General features: G+C 50.6%; 20 protein-coding genes. 5 read left to right on the top strand and 15 right to left on the bottom strand.

Annotated features, from left to right (window positions below):
• Nucleotides 1-62: 62 nt before the first annotated feature.
• The 6 genes from PAT3040_RS31120 to PAT3040_RS31095 all read right to left on the bottom strand — a co-directional run bounded on the left by PAT3040_RS31120 (nt 63) and on the right by PAT3040_RS31095 (nt 6090).
• Nucleotides 63-1760, bottom strand: coding sequence for an extracellular solute-binding protein (locus PAT3040_RS31120; RefSeq protein WP_108995726.1), 1698 nt, complete (start codon nt 1758-1760; stop codon nt 63-65).
• Nucleotides 1761-1834: 74 nt separating this feature from the next.
• A complete protein-coding gene (locus PAT3040_RS31115) occupies nt 1835-2725 on the bottom strand; it encodes a carbohydrate ABC transporter permease (RefSeq protein ID WP_219930340.1) in 891 nt (296 codons plus the stop codon).
• Nucleotides 2726-2806: 81 nt separating this feature from the next.
• Nucleotides 2807-3778, bottom strand: a complete 972-nt coding sequence (locus PAT3040_RS31110) for an ABC transporter permease (protein WP_108995725.1) — start codon at nt 3776-3778, stop codon at nt 2807-2809.
• 225 nt (nt 3779-4003) lie between these two features.
• A complete protein-coding gene (locus PAT3040_RS31105) occupies nt 4004-4573 on the bottom strand; it encodes a YdeI/OmpD-associated family protein (RefSeq protein WP_108995724.1) in 570 nt (189 codons plus the stop codon).
• 2 nt (nt 4574-4575) lie between these two features.
• Nucleotides 4576-5088: a DinB family protein gene (locus tag PAT3040_RS31100; RefSeq protein WP_108995723.1), complete on the bottom strand. Its 513-nt coding sequence runs from the start codon at nt 5086-5088 to the stop codon at nt 4576-4578.
• 84 nt (nt 5089-5172) lie between these two features.
• Nucleotides 5173-6090, bottom strand: coding sequence for a helix-turn-helix transcriptional regulator (locus PAT3040_RS31095; protein ID WP_108995744.1), 918 nt, complete (start codon nt 6088-6090; stop codon nt 5173-5175).
• Between the two features lie 317 nt (nt 6091-6407).
• Here PAT3040_RS31095 and PAT3040_RS31090 point away from each other — a divergent pair, with 317 nt between their 5' ends.
• On the top strand, nt 6408-7502 hold the full coding sequence (locus PAT3040_RS31090; protein WP_258235249.1) for an RNA-guided endonuclease InsQ/TnpB family protein: 1095 nt from the start codon (nt 6408-6410) through the stop codon (nt 7500-7502).
• A 261-nt stretch (nt 7503-7763) separates the two neighbouring features.
• On the opposite strand, the gene PAT3040_RS31085 is transcribed toward PAT3040_RS31090, so the two are convergent.
• From PAT3040_RS31085 to PAT3040_RS31075, 3 genes are all read right to left on the bottom strand, one after another.
• Complete coding sequence (locus tag PAT3040_RS31085; RefSeq protein WP_181376949.1) at nt 7764-8756, bottom strand: NAD(P)/FAD-dependent oxidoreductase; 993 nt, start codon at nt 8754-8756, stop codon at nt 7764-7766.
• Between the two features lie 73 nt (nt 8757-8829).
• Complete coding sequence (locus PAT3040_RS31080; RefSeq protein WP_108995721.1) at nt 8830-9903, bottom strand: amidohydrolase family protein; 1074 nt, start codon at nt 9901-9903, stop codon at nt 8830-8832.
• Nucleotides 9897-10283: a Rieske (2Fe-2S) protein gene (locus PAT3040_RS31075; protein ID WP_108995720.1), complete on the bottom strand. Its 387-nt coding sequence runs from the start codon at nt 10281-10283 to the stop codon at nt 9897-9899. Before PAT3040_RS31075 ends, PAT3040_RS31080 begins: the two co-directional genes overlap by 7 nt.
• A 155-nt stretch (nt 10284-10438) precedes the next feature.
• Here PAT3040_RS31075 and PAT3040_RS31070 point away from each other — a divergent pair, with 155 nt between their 5' ends.
• From PAT3040_RS31070 to PAT3040_RS31060, 3 genes are all read left to right on the top strand, one after another.
• The gene (locus PAT3040_RS31070) at nt 10439-11221 is read left to right on the top strand and encodes an AraC family transcriptional regulator (protein WP_108995719.1); all 783 of its coding nucleotides are present in this window, start codon (nt 10439-10441) and stop codon (nt 11219-11221) included.
• A gap of 206 nt (nt 11222-11427) precedes the next feature.
• A complete protein-coding gene (locus tag PAT3040_RS31065; protein ID WP_087571572.1) occupies nt 11428-11688 on the top strand; it encodes a hypothetical protein in 261 nt (86 codons plus the stop codon).
• Nucleotides 11685-12074: a pepsin/retropepsin-like aspartic protease family protein gene (locus PAT3040_RS31060; RefSeq protein WP_087571544.1), complete on the top strand. Its 390-nt coding sequence runs from the start codon at nt 11685-11687 to the stop codon at nt 12072-12074. Before PAT3040_RS31065 ends, PAT3040_RS31060 begins: the two co-directional genes overlap by 4 nt.
• Before the next feature lie 306 nt (nt 12075-12380).
• Here PAT3040_RS31060 and PAT3040_RS31055 read toward each other — a convergent pair whose 3' ends face one another.
• Nucleotides 12381-12839 (bottom strand): VOC family protein, encoded by a 459-nt coding sequence (locus tag PAT3040_RS31055; protein WP_108995718.1) that lies wholly within the window; start codon nt 12837-12839, stop codon nt 12381-12383.
• A gap of 97 nt (nt 12840-12936) precedes the next feature.
• Here PAT3040_RS31055 and PAT3040_RS31050 point away from each other — a divergent pair, with 97 nt between their 5' ends.
• Entirely contained in the window at nt 12937-13890 is a 954-nt protein-coding gene (locus tag PAT3040_RS31050; RefSeq protein WP_181376947.1) for a helix-turn-helix transcriptional regulator, read from the top strand.
• A 651-nt stretch (nt 13891-14541) separates the two neighbouring features.
• Here PAT3040_RS31050 and PAT3040_RS31045 read toward each other — a convergent pair.
• The 5 genes from PAT3040_RS31045 to PAT3040_RS31025 all read right to left on the bottom strand — a co-directional run.
• Complete coding sequence (locus PAT3040_RS31045) at nt 14542-14766, bottom strand: helix-turn-helix domain-containing protein (RefSeq protein ID WP_006040330.1); 225 nt, start codon at nt 14764-14766, stop codon at nt 14542-14544.
• Between the two features lie 127 nt (nt 14767-14893).
• On the bottom strand, nt 14894-15571 hold the full coding sequence (locus PAT3040_RS31040) for a class D sortase (RefSeq protein WP_108995716.1): 678 nt from the start codon (nt 15569-15571) through the stop codon (nt 14894-14896).
• A 14-nt stretch (nt 15572-15585) separates the two neighbouring features.
• Nucleotides 15586-16032 (bottom strand): GtrA family protein, encoded by a 447-nt coding sequence (locus tag PAT3040_RS31035; RefSeq protein WP_181376946.1) that lies wholly within the window; start codon nt 16030-16032, stop codon nt 15586-15588.
• Complete coding sequence (locus tag PAT3040_RS31030) at nt 16022-17032, bottom strand: glycosyltransferase family 2 protein (protein ID WP_087571539.1); 1011 nt, start codon at nt 17030-17032, stop codon at nt 16022-16024. Before PAT3040_RS31030 ends, PAT3040_RS31035 begins: the two co-directional genes overlap by 11 nt.
• Before the next feature lie 36 nt (nt 17033-17068).
• A partial coding sequence (locus tag PAT3040_RS31025) for a glycosyltransferase family 39 protein (RefSeq protein WP_181376945.1) occupies nt 17069-19799 on the bottom strand: 2731 nt, incomplete at its 5' end.

Raw genomic sequence — 19799 nt, 5'->3', positions numbered from 1 at the left:
AGTTATCCCAAAGGATTCTTCCTGCTCCTTTGGGACGCTCTCGTCTTGCTATAAACGAATCATTATTCCATGCCTAGCGTTTTCTTGTTCTCAAGCCATTGCTCCGTGCGCCACTCCAGCAGCTTGTTGTATCCGTACGACTCCGCGTCCGCTTGGGCTTTGTCGAGAATTTGATCGACCTTCTCGTCGCTGCTTGCCGTAGCGGATTCCGCAAGCACTTGCGTAATGAGATCGAGTATCTTTTGCCTGATGTCGCCGAGCTCGGAATCCGGCTCCGGATTCAGCTTGTTGTTGAGCGCCGTAATATCGTTAGCGGACGGCCACGTAATGGTGCTTTGGTAACGAGCCGACCAGTTCTGCTCTTCCGGCGGTTTGGCGTTTTCGTACTTCATTTTTGCCGGATCGATATAAGACGTGTTGCCAACGATCATAACGCGGTCGTTAAGCGCTTGGATTTCCGTCACTTGGGCAGGGTCGTACTGATCCGTAAAGATCGGCTGTTCGTTCTCGTCGAAACCTTTCCAGTTGCCGCCCTCCGGCCCGAAGAATTGGATCGTCATGCCTTCCGGACCCGTCAGCCAATCGAGGAAAGCAAAGATTTTTTCCGGATCCTTGGCCTTCGTCGTAATCGTCGTAATGTTCCAGCCGAGACGGTCGTAGCCGCCCGGATGAATGTTCGATTGGTCCAGACCGGCCTTATGAATCGGCTTGATCATAAAGTAACCCGCTTCCGGATCGGTCTTGATTAGCTCGTTATGCGCTTGCGATGCATAAGTCGTCGGACCCGAACCCGCATAAACCGCCACGCGCCCCGTCATCAGCTTCTCCAGCACCTTGCCGCGGTCTTGCGTGAACATGTCCTGCGAGATCAGCTTTTCGCGATACAGCTTGGAGACGAACTTCTGCGACTCGCGGAACGACGGATCCATAAACAGCGATGTCAGCTTGTTGTCCTTGATCACGCCTTGCACGTCGCTACTGAGCGACTTGTAGTTGTTGCCTTCGGCAAAACCGGTGTACAGAACGCCGATGCCTTGGCCGTCGACCGTGCGGTCCGGCTCGAACGGCACCACCTCGTCGCCATACTTCTCCTTAACTTTGCCGAGGTAGGCGTACAGATCGTCCATCGTTTGCAGCGGCGGCTGGTCTAGCTCGTTGTAGATTTTTTTGTTCACGACATAACCCGCCGTGTTCGTCGATTTGTTTGTATACCAGTTCGGGAACTTATACAGCTTGCCGTCCTTGGACCGGAGCAGATCCATCAATTGCGGATCAAGCCACTTTTTGAGATTCGGATATTTGTCGAGATACGGGTCAAGCGCCACGATTTTGCCGTTGTCGATCAACCTTTCGATATCCGGATTGTAACGGTCGCCATAGATAAGCTCCGGCAGATCGCCGCTAGCCATCATCGTGCTCATGAGCTGCGCATGATTGCCCTTTGCTTGAATCGACTTGATGTTAAGCTGCTTGTTCTCCTTCAAATACTTCCAGAGCGGCACATCTTCCATCTTCTCGGGGAAATCCTGCCAGCCGTAATGCGTGTACGCGGTGAACTCCAGCGGCTCGGAGCCGAATACCCAAGGCGCGTCCTCGCTTTCGCCGGCGTTGTCTTTCTCCCCTGCTTTCGCCGTGTTCGTCGGCGACGGCTTGGTGCTGCCGCCCTCCCCGTTGCTGTTGCCGGAACAGCCTGCAAGCGCCGTCGTCAATGCAACAACCGTCGCAAGAATCCATACGTTCGGCTTTTTCAACTTTTTCATGCGGTATTTATGCCCCTCTCATCCCGTAATTTATATGTCCAAAGCGTTAACCGCCTTAAACCGAAGCCAACTTGCTATTCTTTCATGGAACCAACCATAACGCCTTTGACGAAATACTTCTGCACAAACGGATACACCGCGATGATCGGCAGCGTCACGACCATGATCGTCGCGCTGACGAGCGACTTCGAAGTAATGCTTTTCTTCGACATTCGTTCGACCGTATTGGAATCGATCCCCATCTGCTCCGAAATCAGATTCGCGTTCAGCAAACGGCGCAGCAGCGATTGCACCGGCATCAGCTGTTGATCGAAGATATAGATCGTCGGCAAGAACCAGTCGTTCCAATGGGCTACCGCCGTAAATAATCCAAGCGTAGCAATGACCGGACCGGAGAGAGGCAAAATAATTTTGGCAAAGATGCCCCAATTGCTGCAGCCGTCGATCTGCGCGGATTCCTCAAGCCCCGCCGGCAAACCTTTAAAGAACGTTCGGAACACGATCATGTTCCATACGCTGACCAGCGCGGGAATAATAAAGACAAGGAAGTTGTTCATCAGCCCTAGCGACTTGATCAGCAAGAACGTCGGGATTAGACCGCCGCCGAAATACATGGTAAACACAAAGAAAAAAGTATAAAACTTGCGGCCCATCAGGTAAGACTTGGTCATCCCGTAAGCGAGCATAGCCGTTACCAGCGTCGCGCTTACCGTACCGACGACGGTTCGGCTGATGGAGATCCAGAAGGCGTTTAGCAAGTTTTTGTCGCCGAACACGATATCGTAGTTCGTCCAGGTTAAGACGCGCGGCCAAAACGTCACTCCCCCCTTCGCCGTGTCCATCCCTTCGTTTAACGAAACGACAAGCGTGTTCCAGAACGGATATAGCGCGGAGAAGGACAACAGAACCAAGAAGACATATATGCAGATGACCATGGCCCGGTCAGCGGCTCCCAATCGTTTCAAACGCAATGTTAACGACCTCCAGCTTGCAAGATATTGAGAAACCTTCGGCTAGGAAGGCGCTCATGATAAATCAGTCGCTTTCTACCATAAGCTATTGCCGGACCGTCTTGCCAAATAATTGGCGAGCGTAAGCAGCCCGATACTGATGATAGCTTTAAATAAGCCAACCGCAACTGCGTAAGAGTATTTTTGATTTTGCAAGCCGACCCTGTACACGTAAGTGTCAATGACATCCGACACCGGCCTGAGCAGCGGGTTTTGAGCCAAAATGAGGATGTCTTCGAAACCCGCGTTGAGCAGATTGCCAGCCGCCAGAATCATGAAGATGATAATGACCGGCATAATGCTTGGCACGGTGATGAGGTAAATTTGTTTGAACTTGCTGGCCCCGTCGATATCGGCCGCTTCGTACATATGTTGATCGACACCCGCGATGGCTGCCAGGTAAACGATCGAACTGAATCCGATTTCCTTCCACACGTTCGTCGAGACGAGAATCGTCCAGAAGTAATCCTTGATGGATAAAAAGTTGATCGACTCGTCGATGGCTCCTGTCTTCTGCAGCATAATATTGATACTGCCGTTCTCGGTCGACAGCAGCGACATGACAACGCCCCCGACAATGACCCAGGACATGAAATGCGGCAAGTACGTAATCGTTTGCACGAATCGCTTGAACAACATATGTCTCACTTCGTTCAACATTAGCGCGAGAAGGATCGGCGCAGGGAATCCGATCACGAATTTCAGCAAGCTGATCACGATCGTATTTCGCAAAATCGTACCAAAGTCGGGCGCGTCGAAGAACGCCGCAAAATGTTTAAACCCTACCCACGGATTATCGAAAATCCGGGCTCCCGTAAACAAGTTGTAGTCCATAAACGCGGTAAGAACTCCGTACATGGGGATGTAGGCAAAGACGAAAATAATAATGATCGACGGCCACACCATCAGTTGCACATCCAGCTGTTTCATCAGCCTGGACAGAAAGGGTTTGCGGTCGTGACGCCGATCCGGCCTGTTGTAGGGCTGTTCGGTTGCTGCTTGCGGCATGCTCATCCTCCCGTTGTTGTCGTTTGAACTAATTGTAGACGGATCGGCCGTTTGCAACGATATAACGGGTTCACGAAATGTTATACTTCAGCGTGGACTTTAAATGGAAAATTGATAGAAATCGCGGATGGGTGACACTTATTCGAGGTTTGGGCTTAAAACAAGAAAAAGACAGCGTCATTGAGATGCCGTCTTCTATACATATTTATATATTTGTAATCTCGTCTAATCCTCCAACAGTCGGCCATTATCGTGCCATAGACCATACATTTTATTAAGTTTCGTGTTGTCCAGAAACTTCGACAAGCGGCTCTCGTACACCTCCGGCTGGCTTCGCGTGCTTTGGATCGTATCGATCCTCACTCTTTGGTAAAGCGCAGGGAAAGCCAGGAAATGCTCATAAGTTTGCGAATCTTCTTTCAGCTTTTGCATGATTCCGTCGTCGATCCGGAACGATTCGGGGTTCATATCGGGAAGCGCCTTTCGTCCTTCTTCCGTCACGAGCCCCAATCTTTCGAGTCGGCGGACACGTTCTTTGTTCAATTCGGTCCATGAGCTTTTTTTGCTTCGGGGGGAAAGTCTTTGAACCGTCTGAGTATCGGATATTTTTTTCTTGGTGCCGTCAATCCATCCGAAGCACAACGCTTCTTCGACCGCGTCCAGGTAGAACAGCTTGCCAGGCTCCGCCTTCATGGCGACGACGACCCAGCAGCACTTCTCAAGCTTGCTATTTTGTTGAAGCCAACTCCTCAGCTCTTCCCTGGTTGTCGCTTCCAGCAGATTTTCAATATCCATATTTACTTTGACGCCTCCTTCACGTACCAGTATAACGAATAATCATTCATCGTCGAAGCAAATCCCAATTGCCGGATCATCGTGGTAATATTGCCTCTGTGGTAGGTGCCATGGTTGGCGGCTTGCAGTAAAATTTCCGACAGCTTTGTTTCTCGGACCGTCGCGAACGGGTTATCCAGCATAATCGACTGCTCCAGATCGGACTGGCTCTTCATCCATGCCTTAAATTGATCGCCCAGCTTTGCGAATCTGTCCGCATACGCTTCAACGGAATCCAGCAATTCATCATTCAGTGCGGCATAAGAGCCCATGGCTTCCCGCATATTAGTTCCCGTTAACACTTTGTACCAAACGGCATCAATCGCATACATATGGCTGAGAGCGTGGGCTATCGTAGGAAAAGAACTGTTTACTTCCTGATGCAGCACGGAGGACGGAAGCTCCTTTAGCCGTCCCAGAATCGTTGCGGTAGCCCATGTGTGGTAGTTGAACATTTCGATTGGATGATTGCTCATTGTTTTTCAGTCTCCCTTGTATTTGTGTTGGCTTTGCCGTTGATCCTGTCGTCATTATAAAAAAAGAAGTATGACAGCAGTCTGTCATACTTCTTCATAAAGTTTTATGGCCTTGCGAAGCTGGTCCTTCAGGATGGCTCGAAGCTCTCGCGGCTCCAGCACTTCGGCTCCGCCGCCGAAGCCAAGCAGAATCGACCACAGCCATCGCGCTTCCAAAGGGCGATAAACGGGAATTCTCAACATCATGCTTCCGTCATCGAGAAATTCCCTGTCGGCAAAGTTAAAGTGATCCATGGCTTCCGCCAAAGTTTCGGGGCCGACTTTCAGGACGACATCAGCCACCCCATCCTTGGATAGACGTTGCGCCTGCGATTCTTCGTTCCGCAATGCGTCACGCAACGTATAGACAGTCTCCGTGACGACCGGATTCAACATGCGGGATAGACGAAACTCCCGCTCCCCCTGTCTGCTTCGGCAATACCCCTGGATATACCAATTGCCGTATTTGAAGTGGAGTCTTAGCGGCTCCAACTCTCTGTTCGTCCGCTCGTTATTCCAATTAATGTAGTCAAAAGCGACGACCTTGCGTTCGGAGATGGCCTTGCGAAGCAGGGGGAGCAGCTCGGGCTCCGTGCGTTTCGTCTCCAGATCAACCTTAAGACTAACCGTCTCGCGCCCCCTGTCGATGGTTTTCAGTCGCTCGATCGTCCCTTGCGCGCGCTCATCCTCAAATACGGAGGAGAGGCTGGCCAACACCGTAATCAAGGAAGAAACATCGTAAGAGCCTAGCAGGCTCCTGTCCATTTTATAACCGTCCATGATTCCGTAACCGCCGTTTTGGCCTTGATACGATACGACAGGGAAACCGGCTGCGCAGATGGCGTCGATATCCCGATAGATCGTGCGCTGGGACACCCCGTACTCATCCGCAAGCGCGGCAGCCGATATCACATCGTGATTAAGCAGCTTATAGATGATGGAGATGAGTCGCTCCAGTTTCATTTGCATAATCCCGCCCCTTCCGTCGTTTTATGCGAATCGAGCTTATTTTAACATTTTTGGGTCAGAAGTCTCCCGCCTCTAAGCTACCTTACTCGCGGGTAGTGAGCGCGTAGGCGGCGAGATGAATGGCCTGTCTTATACAAATTTTGTTCGCACAAACTCCTTTGTATACGAACGTATGTGTGGTAAAATTGAGTTATGAGTATACGTATATGTTCGATGGAGGTAGTGCAATGATACGAGCTCAAATCGTACATTTTGGGGCATCCAATAGGAATATGGACCGATTATTTGCCTGCAACCGGGAATCGGCGCGAGTGTGGAACGAATGCCTGAAATTATCCAAGGACCATTACACGACACATGGGAAATGGATCACACGATCAGAACTCCAGCAGCAAACCAAGGGTAGATTTCACTTGCATAGTCAGTCGATCCAGTCGGTTTGCCATAAATACCTGTTTGCCCGGGATTCCGCTTATCAAGCGGTACAGCAGGGAGTGAAAACGGCACGGTATCCGTATAAGAACAAGAAGCATTACAACACAAAATGGGCGAAGGATGGATTCAAGGTAGCCCCAAACGGGACCATCTCCTTTTCGATGGGAAATCACCAAGGAAAGAGGGAGGAACCTATCGTGATCCATACGACCGGGCTTCCTGATGGTCAGATCAAAGAAATTGAGCTTTGTTATGACAACGAGTTATACCTGGCTGTTTCCTATGAAGACGGGTTCGAAAGCAAACATTACGAGAAGAAACAGACGGCCGGGGTTGATCCGGGTGAAATTCACACACTATCCGCTTTCTGCGAGGATGGGGAAAGCTTAATGATCACAGGACGAAAGGTGCGCTCTATTCATCGTTTACGCAACAAAAAGTTGGCGGACATTCAGCGGCTGCAGTCTAAATGCAAAAAGGGCTCACGGCAGTGGAGAAAGTACCAGAAAGCCAAACGATATATCCTCAGTAAGTCCGAAAAACAACTGAGAGATGCCTTGCACAAGACCACGAAGCTATTTGTAGATTGGTGTGTCCAGCAGTCGGTCTCCGATGTCCATATGGGAAATGTAGAAGGCGTCCAGCGAAATACGCGTAAGAAAAACCGTGTCAACCGTAAACAAGCACAGCGATTGTCGAATTGGTCTTTCGGTAAAGTGAAACAGTACTTGACCTACAAGCTGGAGCAGCAAGGCATCCAGCTCCACAGCATAGACGAATCCTATACGAGTCAGACTTGTCCAGTCTGCACGAAGAGAAATAAAGTTTCTTCGAGAAATTACCGATGTGCCTGCGGGTACAAGGAGCATCGGGATATTCATGGAGCGAGGAATATTCTCAGTAAAGCTCTATATGATAAGATGGTCCATTCCGATGTGGATTCACAAGTCAAGTATCTACGGATTGCGTAAGCAAGAAGTAGTAGATGGGTTGTTCCGCCCCATGTGCCAAGGGCACATGTTGCTTACTTAGACCGCTTTCGATGACACCCATACACATAGCTAGAAGGTATGGAGCAGGAGTGGCAAACCCGCTTCTACAACGTTGTATCGAAGTTGTTGATGGTAAGAAGCCCCCACTTCAACCTGTTAGCAGTAAGTGGGGGAGGTTCACCATAAGAGGAACAGGTTTAGCTTCACATTTCGGCAGGGCAAGCTCAACAGAACTTCTGCTCAGAGCTTCATGTTGCTGCTGTGTCCCGGAGCCAACCGCGCATTGGGATCCATATAGACCTTGGCATTGTTAACAGCCGTAGGCGCTTCGCCAAATCCAACGGCTATCAGCTTCACTTTGCCCGGATATGTCGTAATGTCTCCGGCAGCAAATATGCCCGACACACTGGTTTCCATGCGGGAATTGACCGCGATGGAATTGTTTTCAATATGCAAGCCCCATTCGGATATGGGTCCAAGCGACGATACGAAGCCGAAATTTACAATAAGCTCATCGACCTCGATCTCTTGCGTGGCATTCGTTTTGACGTGGGTCAAGGTCACCCTGTCGATTCGGTCATCGCCGTGGAGGCCGGTTATTTCGGTTGGTGTAATAATGTTTACACTGGATGCATGCAGCTTTGCAACACTGTGCTCATGTGCGCGAAAATTGTCGCGTCGATGTACCAGATGAACTTGCTCGGCAATCGGTTCAAGCATGAGCGCCCAGTCTACTGCGGAATCTCCCCCGCCGGAGATAAGCACCTTTTTCCCCTGGAAACGGCTAAGGTCGTCAATAAAATAGTGCAAATTGCTATCCTCGAACGTATCGGCGCGCTCTACATCCAGCCTTCGAGGCTCGAAGGCGCCTACGCCGGCGGTAATAATAACCGTTTTTGCATGATGCTCGCCCTTGTCGGTTCTGACAACGAAGTGCCTTTCGTCAAGCTTTTGTACCAACTGGACCTTCTCTTTAAGACGTATTTCCGTATGAAACAAATCCATCTGCCTGGAGAGATTGTTTACCAACTCCTGGGCCGTAATCTTCGGAAAACCTGCAACGTCATAAATATATTTTTCGGGATAAAGCGAAGCAAGCTGCCCGCCGAGCTGCGGCATACTTTCGATAAGCTTAACGGAAGCTTGCCGCATTCCTCCGTAAAATGCGGCAAACATGCCTGCCGGCCCTCCCCCAATAATCAATATGTCAGTAATATCATATTCTTGCTGCATCGTAGTCACGTTAGGATGTACCTCCATCATAATGGCGTTTGGCAAGGCAGAAGGCTTTCAACGTCCTTCTGCTCTATAATCGAAAAAGTTTCCTTGCGTTCTCGCTGAATATTTTGCGTTTCTTCTCCTCCGGCAAACGGCGCAGTATCTGTGTTGGATCGTCGAAATCCCAATGAGGGTAATCACTGGAGAACAACAGCATGTTCTCTGCGTCGAACATCTCGAACATCATATCCAGATGCTTCAGATTGTTCGGCTCCTCGATCGGCTGGGTCGTCATAAAGCAATGATCCCTTACATATTCGCTTGGCATCCGCTTCAACCATGGCGCGGACGAGCGCAGCGCCTTGAAATTTTTATCCAGCCTCCACAATAGCGGAGGCAGCCAGGTGACGCCGCCTTCGCACAATACGACCTTGAATTCCGGATATTTCTCGAACACGCCTTCGCAAACGAGGCTGACCAGATGAGCCATGTACGTTTGCGGCAAACAGGTATGCCATTGCAAGTAGTTCGAGACGTAGCCGACGGCCGTCGGCGGATTAAAGATACCGCCGCCTTCGGCGCCGGGGTGTATGAGGAGCGGCAGTTGATGGCGCTGACAGGCTTCGTAGATCGGATGGAAATATCGATCGCCGTAAGGCATGCGGGAACCGCCAATAACACAGACGGCAACGATGTCCGGATGGGGCGCGATTCGCTCAATCTCGCGAACGGCCTGAGCAGGGTCCTGCATAGCAACACACATGTATCCCTTAAACTTTGAACTAACCGGAAACCATTCGGCAATTACATAGTCGTTATAAGCGCGGCAGATAGCGGCGGCGTAATCGGGATCAGCGAATCCGGAGATGCCGATAATCGAATCCGAACAGAGCAGCGCATATTCAACGTTGAATGGATTGACATAATGCTCCAGCATAAAAGCGGGATCCGAGCCGACCGGCAATCCGCTCGGCGGATCGGCGTCCTTCCTTTTGTTCCCGACCGGAGATGCATAAGGCGCACCGGCGCTTGGCACGCCGAAGCGGGCAGCCTGGCTGCGCCAAGGCTCATCCAGATAAGGGAGCAAATCTCCACCGCCCCGAAACTGGTTGTGTACGTCGCAATCGATTACCGGCATCGTCTCCTGCTTGTCTTTTAGCATCCTTCCGTCCCCTCCCTCTGCTTCGGTTGGCCGATTACAATGCCGATCTGTCCATCCTCCTCGATAACGGGGTAGCTTCGCGCCCTCACTTTATCGCTAAATAGCGATTTGCCGGTCTTAATATCAAATTCCCAGCCGTGCCACGGGCATCGCAAAATTTCCCGATCCCGTCCATAGATAAACTCATACACTTGCGATTCGAGCGTCGTGCCGCATACCGGACCTTTGCATAGCTCTGCCCCTTGGTGAGGACAATAATTGTTTATGGCATAATATTCGCCTTTAACATTATATACACCGATAGAGCGTCCCTCGATTTGTACAATTTTGAATGTTCCCTCCGGAATCTCTTCTGTCCTCGCAACTGGATAGACAGCCATCCAATCCTCCTCCTTATCGTTGATCGCATCTTAATTTTAGATCGAACGTGATCGTATTACGATTGCTAATTCAATTATTATTTGTACGATTCTAATGTATAATTTAATTAGCAATCCTATTTTTTAAATCAACCCAATTAGGGAGGCGACTGAAGTTGATTGAGCTTTTAGCCGTTTGTCTGGACGATATGAATCCGGATTGGCACATCGAAGAGAAGCCAACTTTGACAGACATGCTTATTCTAATTGTCCATGGACGAGCTATTTATGGTTTAAACGGGGAGACAGTCGAATTGAACAAGGGGGATATGTTGTTCATCCCGCAAGGCATGATGCGGTCAGGCGTCAATGCTCCCGAAGGACCTCATCAGAAGTATTCTTTTCACTACAAGCCGTATAATCCGGGACAATTCCCGTTTGATAGCGCCCGCACATATCGCAAAGTGAGAACGCGAAATCTCGATTTGATGAAAACAAGGTTCGCAGCGCTGGAGCATCACTGGTTCCGACGACTCCCTCATGGCGAACTGATCAGCACCGGCATCGCGATCGAACTGCTCGGTTATTACTCGCGGGAATTAGCGGAGGAAAAAATTGCTTCCGTCAAGCTGCGGCTTATGCAGGAGGTCCAGGATTATATACGGAAGCATTACAGAGAGCCCATTCGTATTGAGGATTTGTCTAATCACATCAACCGTGCGCCTAACTATATCACGCAAACGTTTAAAGTCGTGACGGGGATGACGCCCATTGCCTACATGCATCAAGTTCGTATCTACGCTGCACGAGACTTGATCCTCGACTCCAGGATGACGATTGGAGAAGTGGCCGAATATCTTGGTTACAGCGATCAGGCTTATTTCAATCGAATGTTCAAACGAATTATGAGCTACCCTCCATCTTTTGTTCATCGCGAGATGAAACGGTGGGAACCTTGACATGATCGAAACGTGAGGAAGGAACGCCTAGCGACGCTGGCGTCCGTTAACCCATTCTCTCCACAAGTCGAGGACATGCATGGCATAGTCTCTCCCTCCATTCGAAGCTAGTTTTTTGTAACGCACCTCCTTCCTACCATTTGGAGTAGATTTGGAGTAGATATGCTATAATTAAGATGACTAAAATTCAAAGCGAGGTGACGCCGATGAAATGGGAAGAGATTACAGAATTGCATCCGGGTCGTTTTGTGCTGATTGAGGCAATTAAGGCAAGCTCCAGCAATCGTATACGTCAATTAGAGGAAATGGCAGTCATTCAGGATTACGATAATCCGCAAGAAGCGTGGAGCGGCTATAAAGAATTGCACAAGCTACATCCGTCTCGTGAGTTGTATGTATTTCATACGAGCAGAAGCGATGTGGAAGTTGTAGAGGAGTTTTTCTCAGGAGTTCGGCAGCAGCTATGAAGATAAGAATTCAGAACGGTTTGCCTATCATTTCCTTGACTTTGACTCGAAACGACCAATCCATTGTTCTGAACAATGTACTATTTGACACGGGCTGTGCGGCAACAGTGTTTGATACCGATGCATTAGGGGCAATAGGCATCTACATTGATTTTATCAATGGACGAGCCAAACGAATGTACGGGGTAGGGGGAACGAGTGAGGTATGCTATGAACAACAGATTTCCGAACTTCGCATTGAACAGGTCATTTTAGATAATTTCTCGATTCAGCTTGGCTCGATTCAAGAACCCTATGGATTTGATGGAATTGTTGGCATTGATTTTATGATGAGATCCAAATGCAAGGTGAATTTTGAAACCTTGAATGTCGAATTTGAAAAATAGACCGAACGATGCCTCCCATAAATGGACAGCTATCGCTTAGTCTATTTTTGATTTACACGGTCATAGTGCCTTAATAAGTATATTCGGTTGACAACTGCTACTGCTAAAAACCCAACAAAATCAACCATTCCCGCTACTTTATCTTGGTGTTTCACACCACATCTCATTGGAAATATGATTGCGAACGTCCTTCTCGCGGATGCAATGTCTTCCGCTTTATCCCGCCTCGTTTCATCCTGTACCAGCAGCTCGCATACCTCACATCACGATACATCAGTCAATAGCTGCTCCAGTGGTCGCTTCCCTTCAATGATTGTCACCCTCAGCCAGCCTCTTGTCGTACGTTAATTGGATCAGAATGCCGAAGGGATCCCGCACAATGCCATACGCCTCGCTGAACACAACCGGACCGAGAGGGGTAATGACTTCCGTTCTTGCATCCTGAGTGAGTGATTCGTACATGCTTTCGATCCGCCCCTTGTCCGCCGACTGAATGCACAGCGACATATGGTTGCCTGCCAGGTATCTTTCGTCAGGAACCATCGTTTCTTCCGCCAGCATGATTTTGTGGACGCCAACCTCCAGAACGGAATGCGAGATCCAGTGCTCCTTCCCTTCCTCCACGACCATCATTGGATCCAGCTTCTTCATATCCTCGCAAGTCACTATATACACCGCTTTTGCTCCAAGATGACGGGTATAAAAATCAATGGCTTCTCCCCCCGCTCCATTCATCGACAGAAAGGTCACTACTTCGTAATTCATCCATTCGTCCTCCTTTTATATGTTCATCCTGTTCAGTCTGTACAAGGAACAGTATAATACTCATAGGTTTCAAATTCTGATACCATTGGTGGCGAATATGAAAAAATACGAAGTTCTTTATAAAATCATGAACTATGTATACCATCAGGACCGATTCACGCTTCGCGAGTTAATGACGGAGTTTGCTCTCTCCAAAAGCACCGCTCTCCGATACATTCAATCGCTTGAAGATATCGGGGTCCCTTTATATTCCGAGCCGGGGCGATATGGCGGGTACAAAATTTTGGACTCTTACAGTATCCCTCCGGTCACGTTTACGCCGCAGGAAACCTATGCTTTGTTTTTCTCCATGAAAGGCATGGAGCTGCTGGGTTCGTTGCCGTTCAAAGCGGAATACGATGCCATTCAGCATAAATTTCTTCAATCCGTGTCGCCCAAAATAAAAAACATGCTGGAGCAAGTCGGCTCCCGCGTGTCATTCGGTACGGCCAAAATAACAAATGAATGTCCGCAGCTCGAGAAACTGTTTCAAGCGATTATGTATCCGTCTGTCCTGCGAATCAGTTATCAATCTCCGAAAGCGGTAACGGAACGTCGAATTCAGCCGATCGGCCTGCTCGCGGATCGCGGGAACTGGTATTGCCCATCCTTCGATTTGGATAAAGGGGAGTACCGGGTTTTCCGTTGCGACAGAATCTTACAGGCCGAGACTCTTACTGAAGAACCTCTCCCCTGGCTGCAGGATATCGATTTGAGTAACCGCCTTGACTTGGCGACCAGAAGCCAGTCCGCGATTGACTACCGAATCGAGCTTACGGGTGAAGGCAAAGCCATTTTCGAAAGGAACCACGATCCCCGCATGTCGTTAACCGAGACAAACGATGACTGCGTGCTATCGGGCTGGATCGAACCTGCTGAAACGCCATATTTGTTGCAGTACATTCACCAGTTCGGGGCTTGTCTACGAGGCATCCATCCCGCTTTCATCAGGGATGCCTTCGTTAAGGAGCTCGAGGATTTGAGGGGAAAGCTGACAAGTTCGCTCTCTTGATCTCGCATATGAGATCCAAGCACACGTATTCTGTTCGAGATCCCATCATTAGCTCAAAACCGGTGGAAGCCGCTCGGCAACAGCTAGTTCTAACGGACATCAGGAGGCTGTCGATTCATTGTGAGTAACTGAGCTGAAACGTTCTGCTTTCGCTAACGGACCTCAGAGCCTCTATTTGCAGCATTTTCGCGATATTGAAAATCTAAGGGACTCAGATGACGCTATTTGGTGCATTTCCGCCCATTCTATGCGGTTTTGACGGAAGTAAGATCGTCTGTGTCCGTTACGATCAGCCTTTACTTAACTGCGCTGCCGTCCACGATGAATCAACAGCCTCATCAGCGACGTTAATTGATTCTAAGGGACACAGGCGACCTTATTCCCGCCAATCAAGCTACAATTCGCTTCTTTTTGGTGGAATAGGGCCTTCTATGTCCGTTAGATTTTTAAATTGCTTAAAAACAAACAATTAGCGTCGTTGGTGTCCGTTAGCCCGTCCCGTCGTCCTCCCCACAAGTCAAGGACATGCCCGCCTTCCCTTCCCGAGCAAAAGAAAAAGACGACACATCGCTATGCCGCCTTAGTCATTCATGCCATTCTAAGCCTGAAGGGCTCTCGCCACGGCAAACCGGAATGGAAGTCTGGGTTATGTTAGATTTGTAACTCCCCAAGCTTAATCAGCTCGACAACCGCTTGCGAACGACCTTTGACGTTCAACTTCTGCATGACATTGGAAATATGATTGCGAACGGTCTTCTCGCTGATAAAAAGTTGTTGCGCTATATCCCGCGTCGTTTTGTCCTGTACCAGCAGCTCGAATACCTCTCGTTCACGATGCGTCAATAAAAACTTGCTCTTGTGGTCGCTTCCCTTCAATGTGTGTCACCCCTCCTTGCTCGGGTTTTTATGGTATAACAAGGTCAAGGGATACAGTCAACTTATCATATGAAGGGGGCAGGGCATTGGTGCTGTCTATGCACAAAATAGGCGCATTAGAACGAGGTCACTCCTTGATCGCGGCATGTACGATGAGCCGATGCGTAGGGTCGACGACGGGGTCGCAGGTAATAAGCGTCAAGCGCTTGTCCTTATCATTGTAATTCAGGACGGACACGTCCGTTGGCAGTACGATAGACGTATCGTACACGATGTAGGTGAACTTGCCGGTTTTGGTCTCGATGATAATCTCGTCGCCGACCTTTACCTCGTTCAGACGGTTGAACAGCTTGCCCTTCGCCCGCATTCGATGCGCGGCGATTGCAGCATTGCCGATCTCCCCGATGGACGCCGTTTCCTTTAAGTGGGCGGCTGCCGACTTCATGTTCTTCTGCGTCGCGCCTTCCAGCACCGGCAGCTTAAGCTTGATGCTCGGTATCCGGATTGTCGCGATTGGCTCTACCTTGCTTTCGGCAGGTAACGCCGTCGGTGACGGCCCACTCTCGGCGGCCGTATCCGTTGGGACAGGAGTTCTGGTTTCCTCCGCATCCAGCTCCTCGAATAAGGTCGTCAATCCGCCATATTGCTCCAGCGCCGTTTGACCGGCTTCCTCGTTGGTCTCGCCGATCTCCCACTGCGCCATTAATTTCTCCTGCTGCTTGTCATTGTACCATTCGCTTGCCTTGGGGTATGCAAGAATGACAATACCGATTAAGACAAGACTATATGCGATCCAACGTCTCATGATCAACCTCCACTCTATCCCAGCTCTACGGTTTTCTTGCTGCGATCACCCGCGAATACCCAGCGTTTGCTTCCATAAAAATTCAGTCCCAAAATCAATATCGTAACAACAATCTTGCCCAACCAAGCCGACCATCCAAGAAGCTGCACCGCTCCGCTTAACATTCCGATCGACAGAAGAAGCATAACTCCGTTCCAGACGAGAAATCGAAGCTGCCGGCGCAAGGCCGCGCCCGTTCTGCCGGACGACTCCCGCCGCTGAGAGCGGAAGGTTATGGCGTTGTTAAGCAGGTAACTGTTCGCCATGCCAGCCAAGTAGGCCAGCGTCTGTGCAACCGCATAATGGAGAGACAACCATGTTAATAAGGCGAACATGCCGAAGTCGACAAGTGTGTTCAGAACGCCGATCAAGCCGAACATTACTAGCTGCGGCAGCCATCCCTTATTGCCTTTACCGGCCATCCCGATTCGCCGCTTTCCGCTCGTCCGAGGCCTTTGGCCCCTCCTCAACCGCATGTTCATGCTCCTTGTATCCCAACGTTTCGCGCACGATGTACAACGGCCGATCCTTGGATTCGTCGTAGATACGACCAATATATTCCCCTATAACGCCAAGAAGAAGGAGAATAATGCCGTTGAACAGCAAACTAAGACCTACGGTCGTCGTCCAGCCCTCAATCGTCGTCGACGTGAACAGCCGCTGATAGAGGATGACGATCAGATAGATAAAGCTTCCGAGCGACAAGAAGAAGCCGAGATAGGTCGCGATCTTAAGCGGCTTATGGGAGAACGAGGTAATGGCGTCCAGCGCGAAGCCGATCATCTTTTTGAGCGGATATTTGGTTTCGCCCGCGAATCTTTCCTCGCGAATATATTCAACGCTGGTCTGCCGGAATCCGATCCAGCTGATCAGGCCGCGCACGAATCTGTTTTTTTCCTTCAGCCCGCGCAGCACATCGCACACTTTGCGGTCGATCAGGCGGAAGTCGCCCGTATCGAGAGGGATTTCAACGTTCGTCATACTCCGCAGCAGCCGGTAGAAGGCCAAGGCCGTCAGCTTTTTAAAAAGCGTCTCGCCTTTGCGCTTTAGTCTGCGCCCGTAGACGACCTCATACCCTTCCTTCCACTTTGCAATCATCTGCAAAATAATTTCGGGCGGATCTTGCAGATCCGCATCGATAACGACGATCGCATCGCCCTGAGCATAATCCATGCCGGCAGAGATCGCGATCTGATGCCCGAAGTTGCGGGAGAAGTCGATTAGACGCACATTGGGATCGGCGCTGGCGATCAGCGCCGTTTTCTCCACCGTCCGGTCGCGGCTGCCATCGTTTACGAAGATGAGCTCGTACGGGTCGCCCGAAGCGTCCATCACTTCCTTCAGCCGGCCGTAAGTATGGTCGATGACCTCTTCTTCGTTGTACATCGGCACGATTACGCTATATTTGACTTTAACGGACATTTGCCATTTCTCCTCGCTTCAATAACCTCAATCGATCTAAAATAACCAGCTTGGGAACCAGCGCAGCAGGACGTCGACGTACCACTTCGGCACCAGCATGCCCGAGAGAGCCGGATAGAACATGACGAACAATCCGATCGCCGCAGCGACATACGCATTTCTCGCCTTGGCGAAGCCGGGGCGAATCTCTTCGACATGCTTCAGACAATAGACCGTAGCCAGTATAATAAACGGCACCATTGCAAAATAGTGGTACAGGAACGTCTCCCGCGGCACCAGCATCCACGGCACATATTGGGCCAGGAAGGCAATCCAGATCATGTAAGCGGATCTGTCCTTGCGCTTGATGCTGATATAAGCCGTCGCCATCATCGTAAACAAACCGATCCACCAGATAAGCGGATTGCCCATCGCCACGATCGTGGACTTCATCCCTTCAGGCAGCTCGCTGCCGGAATAATACCAGACGGGACGCTTCATGAACGGCCACTCCCACCAGGAAGAAGAGAATGGATGGGACGAGACGAGCTGGCTGTGATAGTTGTACATATGCGTCGTGTAATCGACTAACGCCTTCAACGTATAGCCGCCAGACATGACGTTTAGAATCGGAATGTACGAAAGAGCGTAAATGCCTGCCGGAATTCCGATATAGAACAGAAGACAGGCCGCTAGCGTAATGATCGTGTTGCGCGGGAACAAGCGGGACGCCCGTTCCAGCTCGGCCCGGTTGTATCCGTCCAGCCCGTCGCCGCGCTTTAGTCGTCTCTTAGCCGCCGCGTATTCCTTGTAGCGATCGATCAGCGACAACGCCAGCATGATGGCAAGACCCGCTCCGCCGTACAAGACGATCCACTTGGAGGCGACGCCGAGACCGAACGCAAGTCCGGCCAGCCCCAGCGGCACGAACGTCGACAAGAGAGACGATCGGTAGAAGTTCATCGTGACGTATCGATGCATGAAATAGAACATCAACATTATGAAGAACACGCCGTATACGTCGATTGTCGCAATCCGCGTCTGCGTGAAATGCATGAAGTCTGCCGCAAGCAGCAGCGCGGCGATCGCGGCGAACGTCGTTCCTCCAAACAGCCGTCTCGCCATGAGATAGATAAGCGGAATCATCGCCGCGCCGAACAAAGTGCCGGCGATCCGCCATCCGAACGGATTGAGTCCGAACAGCTTGATGCCTATCGCGATAATAAGCTTGCCAAGCGGCGGATGCGTATTTTCGTACGCAACGAGACCTTCCAGATTTTCGTAGGCCGTTCGGGCATGATAGATTTCGTCGAAATAACTGCCCTTCATAAATTCGTGATTATAAACCATCAGCTTTTGCTCATCGAACAGATTCGTTATCGCGCCGCGCTTCGGCTCCTTATCGCTCAGAGCGACGATGGAGCTGATGGGCAGCGGCTCCTTGCTGCCGGCTTCGTAGATGCCAAGCTCGTTCATCGAAAAGCCGGCTCCCGTAACGGTCAGCTTGACGTAACGCGCCTTCACGTCGAGCTGCTGGCTCTTCCATGCGAAGACGTACACATGATTATTGTCGACCTCGATCCGGTTATTCCAAACATCCGGCGTCTCGGCGAATTCGTAGGCGTAAGTCCCCGTGCCAACGCCGCCGAAGCTGGTCAGCCGCTCGAGCTGCTTCACTTCTCCCAGATCGACGTAGAAACCTTCGCCGGCCGAGGAGGGATGCCAGACCGTCTCCGGATCTTTAAACGATCCCAGATTGACGAGCGCCACGATGGTATACACGGCCGTAATACCGCCCATCCACCACCAATCCTTGCGGCTCAACCGGCGGAGACCCGCGGATCGTTCGCCGGTCCGCACACGGAACGGTTCCAAGCGCTCGGCATCGGCTCGCAGCCGCTCATCGGGCTGCAACATCTCCACCTGCTGTCGATTGCCGTTCCGGTAGAGATCGTGTCCAACGTACAATCCGTATAGCAGCAAGCCGATATTCGCCAGCGAACACAGGATGACCACGCCGTCCGTCGGCACATTGGTCGTCTGCTCGCTGAACTTAAGCACGTAACTCATATTGATAAAATTCGTTATCGTGAAGCCGAAGAACAGCCGCAGCATTCGGCGGTCCATAGACTGAATATACGCGAATAAGCTGAGCAGCATAACAGGGAACATGTAACGTTCGTGCATCTTGGTTACGCCGATAAATACGATGGCGATCAGGATCATCGCCACATAAAATGACCGGTCCTCGTTATTCCGCTTTACACGGGCAAACGAAAGAAGAAGAACCGCCAGCACAGCGGCCCCTATAAACAGACCACCCCATGTCTGATAGGGAATGAACAGCCATTTGTCCGTCAACGGCGCCCAATTCCCGCCCGTCAACGAATACAGATTAAAGGCGTTGAGCGTCGCATAAGGGTAAGAAGACAACGTCCCTTTGTACAGCTCGTAAACGCCCTTTAGTCCGCCATGGCCCCAGAAAAACGGAAGCGCAAGCAGAATGAACGTACCGAAGCCATAATAGGCGCTGACCGCAACATCCTTCCACTTCCGTCCGAGCACCAAGGCAACAAGCAGGATGGGCATAAAAATAAAGGTCTGCGGCTTGATCAGCGCCGCGATCGCATACCAGACCGATGCCCTGCCGAACTTGCGCTCCGCCATGCCGGCGATCGCAAGCGTCAGCACCAGCGCAAACACGGCGTCGACTTGCCCCCATGCCGCGGAGTCGAGAATGGCTGCGGGATTAAACGCATAGATCAGCGCAAGGCCGATTGCCGGAGCT

This window comes from Paenibacillus agaridevorans, from assembly GCF_003112455.1.
GTDB classification, from domain to species: Bacteria; Bacillota; Bacilli; order Paenibacillales; family Paenibacillaceae; genus Pristimantibacillus; species Pristimantibacillus agaridevorans.
Note: the sequence above shows the minus strand (reverse complement) of the source record. Positions and strands in the feature narration are given on the sequence as shown.

What these genes read in the sequence shown, in the direction of transcription:
- PAT3040_RS31085 (WP_181376949.1), bottom strand. Translation starts at nt 8,756, where the DNA reads ATGCAGCAAGAATATGATATTACTGACATATTGATTATTGGGGGAGGG.
- PAT3040_RS31105 (WP_108995724.1), bottom strand. Translation starts at nt 4,573, where the DNA reads ATGGATATTGAAAATCTGCTGGAAGCGACAACCAGGGAAGAGCTGAGG.
- PAT3040_RS31035 (WP_181376946.1), bottom strand. Translation starts at nt 16,032, where the DNA reads ATGGCCGGTAAAGGCAATAAGGGATGGCTGCCGCAGCTAGTAATGTTC.
- PAT3040_RS31060 (WP_087571544.1), top strand. Translation starts at nt 11,685, where the DNA reads ATGAAGATAAGAATTCAGAACGGTTTGCCTATCATTTCCTTGACTTTG.
- PAT3040_RS31080 (WP_108995721.1), bottom strand. Translation starts at nt 9,903, where the DNA reads ATGCTAAAAGACAAGCAGGAGACGATGCCGGTAATCGATTGCGACGTA.
- PAT3040_RS31100 (WP_108995723.1), bottom strand. Translation starts at nt 5,088, where the DNA reads ATGAGCAATCATCCAATCGAAATGTTCAACTACCACACATGGGCTACC.
- PAT3040_RS31110 (WP_108995725.1), bottom strand. Translation starts at nt 3,778, where the DNA reads ATGCCGCAAGCAGCAACCGAACAGCCCTACAACAGGCCGGATCGGCGT.
- PAT3040_RS31030 (WP_087571539.1), bottom strand. Translation starts at nt 17,032, where the DNA reads ATGTCCGTTAAAGTCAAATATAGCGTAATCGTGCCGATGTACAACGAA.
- PAT3040_RS31050 (WP_181376947.1), top strand. Translation starts at nt 12,937, where the DNA reads ATGAAAAAATACGAAGTTCTTTATAAAATCATGAACTATGTATACCAT.
- PAT3040_RS31075 (WP_108995720.1), bottom strand. Translation starts at nt 10,283, where the DNA reads ATGGCTGTCTATCCAGTTGCGAGGACAGAAGAGATTCCGGAGGGAACA.
- PAT3040_RS31065 (WP_087571572.1), top strand. Translation starts at nt 11,428, where the DNA reads ATGAAATGGGAAGAGATTACAGAATTGCATCCGGGTCGTTTTGTGCTG.
- PAT3040_RS31055 (WP_108995718.1), bottom strand. Translation starts at nt 12,839, where the DNA reads ATGAATTACGAAGTAGTGACCTTTCTGTCGATGAATGGAGCGGGGGGA.
- PAT3040_RS31095 (WP_108995744.1), bottom strand. Translation starts at nt 6,090, where the DNA reads ATGAAACTGGAGCGACTCATCTCCATCATCTATAAGCTGCTTAATCAC.
- PAT3040_RS31040 (WP_108995716.1), bottom strand. Translation starts at nt 15,571, where the DNA reads ATGAGACGTTGGATCGCATATAGTCTTGTCTTAATCGGTATTGTCATT.
- PAT3040_RS31120 (WP_108995726.1), bottom strand. Translation starts at nt 1,760, where the DNA reads ATGAAAAAGTTGAAAAAGCCGAACGTATGGATTCTTGCGACGGTTGTT.